The 11,642-nt window shown below is 74.0% G+C and carries 12 protein-coding genes; 7 read left to right on the top strand and 5 right to left on the bottom strand.

The features are described from left to right. From AB0I79_RS24465 to AB0I79_RS24455, 3 genes are all read right to left on the bottom strand, one after another. Positions 1-350, bottom strand: a 350-nt coding sequence (locus AB0I79_RS24465; RefSeq protein WP_357876587.1) for an NADH-quinone oxidoreductase subunit H, incomplete at its 3' end; no start/stop codon positions are given. Between the two features lie 11 nt (positions 351-361). Further along, on the bottom strand, positions 362-1,297 hold the full coding sequence (locus tag AB0I79_RS24460) for a helix-turn-helix transcriptional regulator (RefSeq protein ID WP_357876585.1): 936 nt from the start codon (positions 1,295-1,297) through the stop codon (positions 362-364). A 302-nt stretch (positions 1,298-1,599) separates the two neighbouring features. Next, complete coding sequence (locus AB0I79_RS24455; RefSeq protein WP_357876583.1) at positions 1,600-1,761, bottom strand: hypothetical protein; 162 nt, start codon at positions 1,759-1,761, stop codon at positions 1,600-1,602. Between the two features lie 179 nt (positions 1,762-1,940). Between AB0I79_RS24455 and pip the strand changes: the two genes are divergently transcribed. Then, positions 1,941-2,891: a prolyl aminopeptidase gene (gene pip / locus AB0I79_RS24450; protein ID WP_357876581.1), complete on the top strand. Its 951-nt coding sequence runs from the start codon at positions 1,941-1,943 to the stop codon at positions 2,889-2,891. Between the two features lie 279 nt (positions 2,892-3,170). Here pip and AB0I79_RS24445 read toward each other — a convergent pair whose 3' ends face one another. After that, entirely contained in the window at positions 3,171-4,169 is a 999-nt protein-coding gene (locus AB0I79_RS24445) for a nucleoside hydrolase (protein ID WP_357876579.1), read from the bottom strand. A 120-nt stretch (positions 4,170-4,289) separates the two neighbouring features. On the opposite strand from AB0I79_RS24445, the gene AB0I79_RS24440 reads away from it, so the two are divergent. Further along, on the top strand, positions 4,290-4,841 hold the full coding sequence (locus tag AB0I79_RS24440; protein WP_357876577.1) for a CGNR zinc finger domain-containing protein: 552 nt from the start codon (positions 4,290-4,292) through the stop codon (positions 4,839-4,841). 94 nt (positions 4,842-4,935) lie between these two features. Continuing rightward, the gene (locus AB0I79_RS24435) at positions 4,936-6,591 is read left to right on the top strand and encodes a serine/threonine-protein kinase (RefSeq protein ID WP_357876575.1); all 1,656 of its coding nucleotides are present in this window, start codon (positions 4,936-4,938) and stop codon (positions 6,589-6,591) included. Positions 6,592-6,603: 12 nt separating this feature from the next. Here AB0I79_RS24435 and AB0I79_RS24430 read toward each other — a convergent pair whose 3' ends face one another. Then, positions 6,604-7,371: an IclR family transcriptional regulator gene (locus AB0I79_RS24430; RefSeq protein WP_357876573.1), complete on the bottom strand. Its 768-nt coding sequence runs from the start codon at positions 7,369-7,371 to the stop codon at positions 6,604-6,606. A gap of 97 nt (positions 7,372-7,468) precedes the next feature. Here AB0I79_RS24430 and AB0I79_RS24425 point away from each other — a divergent pair, with 97 nt between their 5' ends. The 4 genes from AB0I79_RS24425 to AB0I79_RS24410 all read left to right on the top strand — a co-directional run bounded on the left by AB0I79_RS24425 (position 7,469) and on the right by AB0I79_RS24410 (position 11,630). After that, positions 7,469-8,617: a cupin domain-containing protein gene (locus AB0I79_RS24425; protein ID WP_357876571.1), complete on the top strand. Its 1,149-nt coding sequence runs from the start codon at positions 7,469-7,471 to the stop codon at positions 8,615-8,617. Next, a complete protein-coding gene (locus tag AB0I79_RS24420) occupies positions 8,614-9,630 on the top strand; it encodes a fumarylacetoacetate hydrolase family protein (protein ID WP_357876569.1) in 1,017 nt (338 codons plus the stop codon). Before AB0I79_RS24425 ends, AB0I79_RS24420 begins: the two co-directional genes overlap by 4 nt. Continuing rightward, positions 9,630-10,340, top strand: coding sequence for a maleylpyruvate isomerase family mycothiol-dependent enzyme (locus tag AB0I79_RS24415; protein WP_357876567.1), 711 nt, complete (start codon positions 9,630-9,632; stop codon positions 10,338-10,340). Before AB0I79_RS24420 ends, AB0I79_RS24415 begins: the two co-directional genes overlap by 1 nt. Positions 10,341-10,424: 84 nt before the next feature. Then, positions 10,425-11,630: an FAD-dependent oxidoreductase gene (locus AB0I79_RS24410; protein ID WP_357876565.1), complete on the top strand. Its 1,206-nt coding sequence runs from the start codon at positions 10,425-10,427 to the stop codon at positions 11,628-11,630. Positions 11,631-11,642: the final 12 nt, after the last annotated feature.

Here is an 11,642-nt window from a genome sequence, read left to right as displayed (position 1 = left end):
ATGGAGAAGGCCAGGAACGCCGGCACCACCATGATCACCGGCGCCAGCAGGTAGAGCACCCTGTCCACGGTCCGCGGGAAGATGTCCTCCTTCAGACCCATCTTGATCGCGTCGGCGACCGACTGCAGCAGGCCGAACCTGCCGGCCCGGTTGGGGCCGTAGCGATGCTGCATGCGCGAGATCAGCTTGCGCTCGAACCAGACCCCGAAGACGACCCCGAGCCCCAGGAAGGCGAAGAGCATCACGGCCTTGACGACGGTGATCCAGAGGGGGTCGTGGCCGAAGTCGGCGAGGGTGGGATCGGCCGCGAGAACCCCTGTCGCGAGCGCCGTCGTCCCGGTGAGCGTCATGGACGGGCACGCTAGTGCGCGAGCCGCCCGGTGTCTTGAACGAATGCGAACAGCTGCTTCGGCGTCATCCCCGCCATCGCGCGGACCTCCCGCGCGAGGTGGGGCTGGTCGGCGTAGCCGCACGCGACCGCCCGGCCCAGCGTGGCCGAGGGCCGGCTCAGCGCGTGCACCGCCCGCTGGAAGCGGGCGACCCTGGCCACCGTCTTGGGCGTGAGGCCCACCACCCGGCGGAAGCCCAGCTCCAGGTAGCGGCGGCTGACGCCCAGCTCACCGGCCAGGGCCTCGATCGTGAGCCGCCCGGCCGACCCGGGCCGCGACCTCTCCGGCTCCTGCAGTGACCTCTCCCGCTCCTGCAGCCGCCCCTTCGGCTCCTGCAGCCGCGCCTTCGGCTTCTGCAGGTGCCCGTCGGGCTCCCGCAACTGCCTGGCCGGCTCCTGCAGCCGCCGCCAGGCGTGCATGATCAGGCCGTCGGAGTCCGCGGCGGCGGTGCGCGGCGCCGCCGCCACCAGCCACCGCTCCAGCACGCCGAAGCGGGCCGCCCAGCTCGCCGGCTCCGCCAGCCGGCCGGCCAGCTCCTCGGCGCGGGCGGCCCCGAGGAGGTCCGCCAGGGGCACGGTCGCGCCGGCCACCTCGCGCATGGGCGTCCCGAGCAGAGCCGAAACCCCGGCAGGGGTGAGCCCGACCGCCACCCCGTGACGCCAGAGAGCACGGGGCGAGAGCGTCGCGGCGCTCCGGGGGCCGGTGAGGATGGGGCCCGCGCCGGTGAAGTCGAAGATCAGGGTGGCCGCGTTGAGCGGCAGCATCCTGGTGGGCGCCTCCGCTCCGCCGGGCCCGGCCCGGAACCCCGCCCACCCCAGCACGTAGGGACGCAGGTGCGGCCCCGACGCGACGGCGACGGACCGGTACGGCTCGGGGCGCGGTTCCCCTGGCAGCGAATGGATCGACATCACCCCACCATCCTGCGGTCCGTACGCGACCCCGTGGCGCGGCCACATCGGGAGCCGGTCGCCTAGAGCGCATCTTCCTGCCGTGCGGGCGGGGTGTTTGTTGCTTTGCGGCGAGTTCAGGGAACGTCGTTCCGTGCAACGTATCCGGTATGACGGCAAAGACGATGAAATCCTGCTCGTGCGGACACGGATCCTCCTGCTCGTGCTCCAGCAGCTGTAGCTGCGGCTGCAACTCCTGATCCCTGCCCGGTACGCGGGCCCGGACGCCGGCGAGCTCCGGTGGGTGGAGCACAGAGCCGTGCTCACGAACCGCAGCGCGGAGCCGGTGGGTTGAGAGTGTCGATGCCGACCTCCCCGGACGTGGCGACGCCGCCACGCTCCAGCACCGGCGCCATGCCGGCGATCGTCCGGGCGAAGCACGCGTACGCGGGAGATTCCGGGTCGGCCGCCGCGGGAACCGACACGGCCACCCCGGGCGCCGGGACCCGGCCTCGCGCGAGACCGTCGCGAGCCGGACACCGGCGTCCGGGGTGCGGCCGGCCTCGCGCGTGACCGTCGCGAGCCGGTCACCGGCGGCCGGGCGTGGGCGGCGCCATCGCCCCCTGGTGCGCAGGCGTCCCTGGCGGGATCTATCTTCGGTAGCGTGATCGACTGGTATCCGAAGGCGGAGCCGTACGACTGCGGCATGCTCCCCGTCGGCGACGGCGCCGAGATCTACTGGGAGACCTGCGGCAATCCGGCGGGCAAGCCCGCGCTGTTCCTGCACGGCGGCCCCGGCGGCGGCCTGCTTCCCGACCACCGGCGCTTCTTCGACCCGGACGCGTACCGCATCGTGCTGTTCGACCAGCGCAACTGCGGACGCCGCCGGCCCTACGCCGGCGACCCGGCGGTCTCGCTGCGGCACAACACCACACCCCACCTGGTGGCCGACATCGAACGGCTGCGCGAGCGGCTCGGCGTCGAGCGCTGGCTGGTCTTCGGCGGGAGCTGGGGCACCACCCTCGGGCTGGCGTACGCGCAGGCGCACCCCGACCGGGTCACCGAGCTCGTGCTGCGCGGCGTGTGGCTCGTCCGTCCTGGGGACGAGGCGTGGTCCTTCACACCGTCGGGTGCTGCACACCTGTTCCCGGCCGAGTGGGCGGCCTTCGTCGCCCCGATCCCCGCCGACGAGCGGCACGACCTCGTCGCCGCCTACGGCCGCCGCATCACCGACCCCGATCCGGCCGTGCACGTGCCCGCGGCCCGCGCCTGGATGGGCTGGGAGCTGTCCGCGAACACGCTGCTGCCGGTGACCCCGCCCGACCTCGACGACACCGCGCTGCTGGCCTTCGCCCGCATCACGCACCACTACATCGCCAACGGGGCCTTCCTGCCGGAGGAGGGCCTCCTGGCGGGCATCGACCGCATCCGGCACATCCCGGCGGTCATCGTCAACGGCCGCTACGACGTCAAGACGCCGCCCGGCCAGGCGTGGGCCCTGCACCAGGCCTGGCCGGAAGCCGAGCTGCGGATCGTCGAGGACGCCGGCCACGGCGGCTCCGAGCCGGGCATCCGCAGCCTGCTGGTCCAGGCCACCGACCGCTTCCGGCCCTGAGACCTCGGCGCCCGCACGGCTACGTTGCCGGCGAGGCACCGGCTCCGCGCCGAACACGGAGCCGGTCGCCCTCCAACCACGGCCGCCCTCCAATCACGGCCGCCCTCCGATCACGGTCGCCCTCCGATCACGGCCGCTCGCCTGCTTGCGGCCGCTCTCACCGCGAGGGACGCCTGCCTCCCGGGTGACCTGCCTGCCGGGGTCGCCCGCCCGCTAGGTCGTCCGCTCGCTGGGCCGCCCGCCCTTCGGGCCCGTCCCTTCGCCACGGCGTCCCCGTGCTCACGGGCGCCCGTTCAGGGTGTCGAGGAAGCGCTGCTCGAACGCGGCGGTGTCGGCCGTCGTGCCGTACCGGAGCGGGCCTCCCGACGGCGACAGGAACGTGCGCCCCGCCGACGGGCCGCTCGGCACCACGTCCACGCGCCCGTACGTGAACTCCACGTGCCCGGGACGGACGGCGCTCATCGCGGCGAGCGGGTCCCACCAGTAGAGCAGGGCCTGCTCGATCAGGGGCCGCACCTCGGGATGGGTGACGATCTCCAGCACGGTGTCGGCGGCCGGGGTGCGGTGGTCGGCGGCGAGCCGGTCCAGGAACGCGCCGGTGATCGGCACCTCGTTGGCGGCGTCCAGCGACACCATGCGCACGGCGCCCCGGCTGCCGGTGAGCACGGCCCGCGCGGCGGCGGGGTCGAGCCAGTAGTTGAACTCCTGCGTCCCGTCGAACTCGGGCGGCGTGCCGCAGCACAGGTTCCCCGGCACGTGCACGGCGCCGCCCATCGAGGTCAGCCGGGAGGCGGAGGAGGGCAGGGCGGCGGCCAGGTTGGTGAGCGGGCCGGTGGCGATGATCTGGGTCGAGGGGTCGGCCCGCAGCAACTTCCTGATCAGGTCGGGCGCGCGGACCGCCGACGGCGTCTCGTCGCCCGCGCAGCCGGGGGTGGCGGCCGTCAGCACCCGGTCGAAGAGCCGGCGCAGGTCGGCGGGGAAGGAGTTCGGCCCGGTGGCGGAGCCGTCGGCGATCCGCACGCCGCTCAGGCCGAGCCGCTCGGCCAGGCATCTGGCGTGCCGGATCGCCCGGCCGGGTAAGCCGGCGCCGCTGTTCGTCACGGTGATGGCGCGCAGCTCGATGCGGCCTGCCCGGTGCTCCTGGGCGAGGTAGGCCAGGGTGGCGGCGTCGTCGAAGTCCATGTCGGTGTCGAAGACGACGGCGGGGGGACGGGCGTGGGCGGCGGTCGCGGGGAGCACGGCCAGGGCCAGGAGGAGAGCGAGCAGCAATCTTTTCATGAGGTTCCCGGAATGTGTGGGGTTGATCGGTACGGGCTCCAGTCAAACCCGGAGCTGTTTCATTTCGCACTCATCTCCTCCCGATTGCATGACCTGGACGTCACCTGTCAAACTGGTGATGTGAACCATGTCTTCCTGTGCGGCAACCCCGCGCTCGACTTCGCCTGCACCCTGCGCGCCCGCCGTACGGCGCGCTTCGAGACGCTGGACGCCCCCGCCACGCTCGACTCCTGGTACGTGGAGTGCGGCCTCGTCAACGCGGCGCCCGCCTGCCAGGAGGGGGACCTCGCGCGGGCCGTGGAGGTGCGGGAGGCCATCTACGCGCTGGTCACCGCCCGGCTCGCGGGCGACGGCTACGACGAGCAGGCGCTCGCGCTGGTGAACGAGGCGGCCCGCACGCCGCCCGCGACGCCCCGGCTCACCGCCGCCGGCCGGTGGACGGAGGCGACTCCTGAGCAGGCGCTGTCCACGGTGGCGCGGCACGCCATCGAGCTGCTCAGCGGACCGGACGTGCCGCTGATGAAGGAGTGCGCCAACCCGGAGTGCACCAAGGTCTTCATCGACCGGTCGCGGGGCGGGCGGCGGGAGTGGTGCGGCATGGAGTCGTGCGGCAACAAGGTCAAGGCGGCGGCGTACCGGGCCCGCAAGAAGCAGGCGGCCACGGCGCGCTGACACGGCTCGCGAGCGGCGGAACGGCCCACAAAGCCGGATTTATCCCGCTAAGGTGCATGGGTCCGTCCCGGCTGTCACAGGAGTCACGCCGCTCATGCCCCGTGCCGAACCGCTGCGCCCGGATGACCCCGAGGCGATCGCCTCCTACCGGATCGTCGGGCGGCTCGGCGAGGGCGGCCAGGGTGTCGTCTACCTCGCGCAGGCACCGGACGGGCGGCCCGTCGCTGTCAAGGTGCTGCGGGAGTCCGCGCGCGGTGACGACCGGTTCGCCAGGGAGATCGCGGCGGCGCGGCGGGTGGAGCCGTTCTGCGTCGCGCAGGTGCTCGACGCGTCGCTGGGCGGGCGGCCGTACATCGTCAGCGAGTACGTCGAAGGGCCCTCGCTCCAGCAGGCCGGCCGTCACCACGGCGCCGACCTGCAACGGCTGGCCGTCAGCACCGCCACGGCGCTGGCCGCCATCCACCAGGCGGGCGTCGTGCACCGCGACTTCAAGCCCGCCAACGTGCTGCTCGGCCGGGACGGGCCGCGCGTCATCGACTTCGGCATCGCCCGCGCCGCCGACTCCGCGCTCACCGTCACCAGCGGCATCGTCGGCACGCCCGCGTACATGGCGCCCGAGCAGCTCGCGGGCGCGTACGTCGGCCCGGCGGCGGACGTGTTCGCCTGGGCCTCGGTCATGGTGTTCGCCGGCACGGGCAGGCCGCCGTTCGGTGACGACTCGCTGCCCGCGGTCATCAACCGCATCCTCAACCACGAGCCGTTCCTGGGCGACCTGCCGGAGCCGCTGCGCCCGGTCGTGCACGCCTGCCTCGCCAAGGACCCGGCCGCCCGCCCAGGCATGCAGGACGTGCTGTTACGCCTCCTCGGCGGGAGCCGCCCTGCCCACCCGGCCGCCCCCGGGGCAGGCGGTCATCACGGCCTTCCGGGAGGTGGTGAGCCGGTCGCGCCGGGCGCAGGCGGCCACCACGCCGTACCGGGTGGCGGGTGGCAGGCCGTCCCGCACTTCCCGCCGCCCCCCGGCCGGGGGCCCGCTCACCCGGCGGGCACGTTGCCGCCGCGCCGCCCGAAGCGGCGCCTGCCCGTGATCGCCGCGCTCTCGGGAGCGCTGGCCGCGTGCCTGGTGGCCGGGGTCGCCGTGTGGAACGCGCGCTCGGACGAGGACCCCGTCCAGCCCGTGCTGGCCGCCGACTCCGGCGAGCCGTCCCCTTCGCCCTCCAGGAGCAGGAAGCGGGCCCGCACCCCGTCGCCATCCAGCTCCAGGAGCACCCCCGAGAGCACGCCGTCGCCCACTGTCAGGACCACTCGTCCCCGCCCCACCCCGTCCCAGGCGCGCACGACCGCCCGGCCCACCCCGTCGAAACGGCCGACGACCGCCCGGCCGACGACCACCCGCCCGTCACCCACCGCGAGCAGGACCAAGGCAGCCGCGGCCGCCTCCTTCAGCCTCTCCTACGTGCGGGTCGCCGGCAGCTCCAAGATCAACACCGAGGGCGTCACCTGCTACACGGGCACGCTGGGCTTCGGCGTCGGCCTGGACGCGAGCCGGGAGGGCGCCCCGTTCTCCTACCAGTGGATCGTGGACGGCCAGGTGATCGAGAGCGGCTCCAGAAGGATCCCGTCCTACGGCAAGAGCGACTACTTCGGCTCGAAGAAGCAGATCACCCCCGAGCTGGGCTCCACCCACACGGTCGTCTTCCAGCTCACCTCCCCGGTACGCAAGAGCAAGTCGACGAGCTGGACCATGTGCTGACAGACCCGGGGCTCACCCGGCGGCGCCGCGCATCTCCTCCTCGATGTCGCGCGCGGTCACGGCCAGCGCGCCGACCAGGGCGGGCAGCCGGTCCCGCGAGAACCGCGTGGTGGGCATCGACACCGTCACGGCCGCATGCGCCGTGCCGTCCTCGCCGCGCACGGCCCGGCCGACGGCGGTGACGCCCGCCTCGGTCCTGCCCGCGTTGATGGCGAAGCCGCGCTCGCGCGTCGTGCGCAGCTCGCGGCGCAGCGCCCCCAGGTTGGGCCGCTGATCGGGCCGGTCGGCCCACTTGTCCTCGCTGTAGAGCAGGTCGAGCCGCTCGGGCGGCAGGTCGGCGAGGATGACTTTGCCCCCGGAGGCCAGGTGGGCGGGGAAGACCATGCCTTCGCGGTTGCCCACCCGCAGCGCCTGGTCGCACTCCACCGTGCCGATGAACCGTACGTGATCACCGGAAAGGATCACCAGGTTGGCACTTTCACGGACCCGCTCGACCAGCGCCGACAGGTGCGGCATGGCGGTCGCGCGCAGCCGCGAGGTGTGGGACAGGGAACCGGCGCCCAGCGAGAGGACGGGCCCGGCCGCGTACCGGCGGTCCTCGGACTGCACCGCGAAATCCCGGTACACCAGCATGGCCAGCAGCCGGTGCGCGGTGGACGGCGCCACGCCGAGCCGCTCGGCGGCCTCACCGACGCCGAGCGGGCCCTCCACCTGGAGCATCACCGCGAGCTGAAGGGCGAGGTCGACGCTGCGGATGGCGTAGTTCGGCGGATTCTTCACAGCAGAATGTCCTGTTCTTCTGGGACGCCCAGGCTACAAGCTGGCACCACAGCATCGAGCCGCACGCCGACGCCGTGTCATCGACGAAGGAGCCAGCATGACCCAGACCGCGAACCAGCCCGTGCGCCTCGCCGTGGTCGACGCCCCGGACCAGCCGCCACCGTCGCCCGCGCTGGAAGAGCTGTACCGCGGCTTCGAGCAGGAGCTGCTGATCCCGCTCTGGACCGAGATCGGCGACCTGATGCCGCCGCACCCGCGCGCCAAGGCGGTCCCGCACCTGTGGCGCTGGCAGAGCCTGCTGGCCCTGGCGGACCGGGCCGGCCACCTGGTGCCGGTCGGCCGCGGCGGGGAACGGCGGGCGATCGCGCTGGCGAACCCTTCACTCGGCGGCCGGCCGTTCGCCACGCCGACGTTGTGGGCGGCGATCCAGTACCTGATGCCGGGCGAGGACGCCCCCGAGCACCGGCACACCCAGCACGCGTTCCGGTTCGTCGTCGAGGGCGAGGGCGTGTGGACCGTCGTCGGGCGCGACCCGGTGCCGATGCGGCGCGGCGACTTCCTGCCCCAGGTGGGCTGGAACTGGCACGCCCACCACAACGGCGCCGCCGAGCCGATGGCCTGGATCGACGGTCTGGACATCCCGTTCCAGTACGCCGTGGACGCGCAGTTCTTCGAGTTCGGCCGGGACCGGATCTCCGAGGCCGAGCGCATCACCCCGGACCGCTCCCGCTCCGAGCGCCTGTGGGGGCACCCGGGCCTGCGCCCCGTCTCCGCGCCCGGCCCGCAGCCCGGCACCCCGCTGCTGGCCTACCGCTGGGCCGACACGGACCGCGCGCTGTCCGACCAGCTCGACCTGGAGGCGGAGGGGTACGCCGGCACGGTCGAGCCCGGCCACGCCGCCGTCCGCTACACCAACCCCACCACCGGCGGCGACGTGCTGCCGACCATCCGGGCGGAGATGCACAGGATCCGCGCCGGCGCCGAGACCGCGCCCCGCCGCGAGGCCGGCTCCTCGGTCTACCAGGTCTTCGACGGCAGCGGGCGCGTCACGGTCGGCGACAGCTCGTGGTCGGTGACGCGCGGCGACCTGTTCGTCGTCCCGTCCTGGCTGCCGTTCTCGGCCAGATCCGACGCCTCGGCCTCCGACTCCGACTCGGGCGCCCTCGATCTGTTCAGGTTCAGCGACGGGCCGGTCTTCGAGGCGCTTCACCTCGACCGCGTCGCCGTGGAGGGAAGGAACGCATGAAGCTCGCCACCATCCGCACCGCCGACGGCCGTACCAGGGCCGTGCGCGTGGACGGGGACACCCTCGTCGACCTCGGCCTCGCCGACGTGGGCGAGCTGCTGGCCCAGCCAGGCTGGGCCGAGCACGCCGCACGGGCGGACGGCGGCGCCGTCGAGAGCGCCGGGTTCGCGCCCGTCGTGCCGCGGCCCGGCAAGATCATCTGCATCGGGTTGAACTACCGCAGGCACATCCTGGAGATGGGCCGGGAGCTGCCGCAGTACCCGACCCTGTTCGCCAAGTACCCTGAGGCGCTCGTCGGCGCGTACGACGAGATCCTGCTGCCGCCCGAGTCCGAGCAGGTGGACTGGGAGGCCGAGCTGGCCGTCGTCATCGGCAGTCGGGTACGCCGGGCCACCGAGGCCGAGGCGGACGCGGCCATCGCCGGGTTCGCCGTGCTCAACGACGTCACCATGCGCGACTGGCAGTACCGCTCCCCGGTCTGGCTGCAGGGCAAGACCTGGGAGGCCAGCACGCCGTTCGGCCCGTACCTGGTCACGCCCGGCGACCTGCCCGGCGGCACCCGCCCCTCGCTCACCCTGACCGGATGGGTGGACGGCGAGGTGGTGCAGCAGGCCGACACCGCGGACCTGGTCTTCGACCCCGTCGCGCTGGTCCGGTACGTCTCCACGATCCTCACCCTCGACCCGGGCGACGTCATCGCGACGGGCACGCCCGGCGGGGTGGGGCACGCCCGCAAGCCCGCCCGCTACCTCGCGGACGGCAGCGTCCTGGCCACCGAGATCACCGGCCTGGGCCGCTCGGAGTCGAGGGCCGTGGCGGAGCCGGCCGCAGAAGCCGCCACCGGCCCCGCCCCTGCGCCTGCCTCCGGGCTCGCTTCTGGCGTCGCGGGTGCGCCCGCCTCCGGGCCCGCTTCTGGCGTCGCGAGTGCGCCCGCCTCCGGGGCCGCTTCCGGTGTCGCCGCTGCGCCCGCCGCTGCGCCCGCTGCTGCGCCCGCCCCCGGGCACACGGCCTGATGGCCGCCCAGCGGAGCCTGGCCGACAGCCTGCGCTGGATGGCCGAGGGCACCGACACGTTCTTCGAGGCGCTGGCCGGACTGCCCGACGATCGGCTGGACGTGCCGACGGCGCTGACCGGCTGGACGGGCAGGCACCTGCTCGCCCACGTCGCCGCCAACGCCGACGCGCTGCTCAACCTGGCGCACTGGGCGCGTACGGGCGAGGAGCGGCCGATGTACGCCTCGTTCGCGCAGCGCGACGCCGACATCCAGGCCGGCGCCCTGCGCTCCGCGGCCGAGCTGCGCTCCTGGGCCGCGAGCTCCGCGGAGCTCCTCGACCGGCGGCTGTCCGAGCTGGACGAGCGCCGGTGGAGCCACCCCGTCCGCACCGCCCAGGGCCGCACCGTCCCCGCGGCCGAGATCCCGTGGATGCGCGCCAGGGAGGTCATGGTGCACGCCGTCGACCTCGGCGCCGGGGTGGGCTTCGGCGACCTGCCCGCCGATTTCCTGGCCGCCCTGATCGACGACATCACCGCCAAGCGGTCCGGCGCGGGCGACGGCCCCGCGCTCGCCCTCACGGCGACCGGCCACGGCGGCACGTGGACCGTCTCAGGCACCGGTGACCCCGCGGACGTCACCGGCACCCTCGCCGAACTGGCGGCCTACCTCTCCGGCCGCGCGGCCGGCCCCGGCGACCGGCCCGCGCCCGCCCTGCCGCGGTGGCTGTGAAAAGCACCCCCAGGCAGCGCACGCCGGACAGCGCACGCCGGACAGCGCACGCCAGGCAGCGCAACGATGGAAGGAGCCCCTCAGGTGGCCAGTAACGACGTCGATGTGGTCGTCGTGGGCGGCGGCATCGGTGGCCTGTCCAACGCCCTCGCGCTCAGCCGCAAGGGCCTGCGGGTGCGGGTGCTGGAGCGGGCGCAGGAGTTCGGCGAGGTCGGCGCCGGCCTGCAGATCGCGCCCAACTGCACCCGCATCCTCGACCGCTGGGGCCTGCTCGCCGAGATCACCTCGCTCGGCGTGCTCCCGGAGAACATCGTCATGAAGGACGCCGTCGACGGCAGCGTCCTGACCAGGCTCGACCTGCGCGACGTGGAGCGGCGCTACGGCTTCCCGTACATGGTGATCCACCGCAGCGACCTGCACGGCACGCTGCTGCGCGCCTGCCGGGAGGCGGGGGTGGACCTGGTCACCGACGTGGCGGTGACGGGGTACGAGCAGGCCGCGGACGGCGCGGTCGCCGTGCACGACGGGGGCGGGGAGTGCGGCGCGGTGGTGATCGCGGCGGACGGCCTGCACTCGGTGGCCCGCCGGATCCTGAGCGATGACGAGCCGGTCAACTCCGCCTACGTCGCCTACCGGGGTGCCGTGCCGTTCGACCGGGTCGCCGGCCTAGACGTGCACGCCAAGGACGTGGTCGTCTACGTCGGCCCCCGCTGCCACTTCGTGCAGTACCCCCTGCGCCAGGGCGAGATGTTCAACCAGGTCGCGGTGTTCGAGTCGCGCAGGGCGCTGGCAGGCGAGGCGGACTGGGGCACGCCCGACGAGCTCGACGCGGCCTTCGAGGACACCTGCGGGCAGGTGCGGGCCGGGCTGCCGCTGATGTGGCGCGACCGCTGGTGGCGGATGTTCGACCGCGAGCCGATCATGAACTGGGTCAGCGGCAGGATCGTCCTCACCGGGGACGCGGCGCACCCGCCGCTGCAGTACCTGGCGCAGGGCGCGGTCATGGCCATCGAGGACGCCTGGGTGCTGTCCGAGCACGTGGGGAGCGGCGGGGGCGACTGGGACGCCGCGCTGGCGGCGTACAACGCGGTCCGCACCGAGCACTGCCGGCGCGTGCTGACCACCGCGCGCGCGTGGGGCGAGCTGTGGCACCACGACGGCGACAAGCGGCTGTGGCGCAACGGCGTGCTGCGCGGGCGCGACGTCCACGACTACACCTACGTGGACTGGCTCTTCGGGCCCACCGCGCTCACCCCCGAGCAGGAGCCGCCCATGTTCCCGGCGGGCTGAGCGGGAGCCGGG

The organism is Nonomuraea sp. NPDC050202 (assembly GCF_040656115.1).
GTDB lineage: Bacteria > Actinomycetota > Actinomycetes > Streptosporangiales > Streptosporangiaceae > Nonomuraea.
This window is presented reverse-complemented; position numbering and strand designations above follow the sequence as displayed.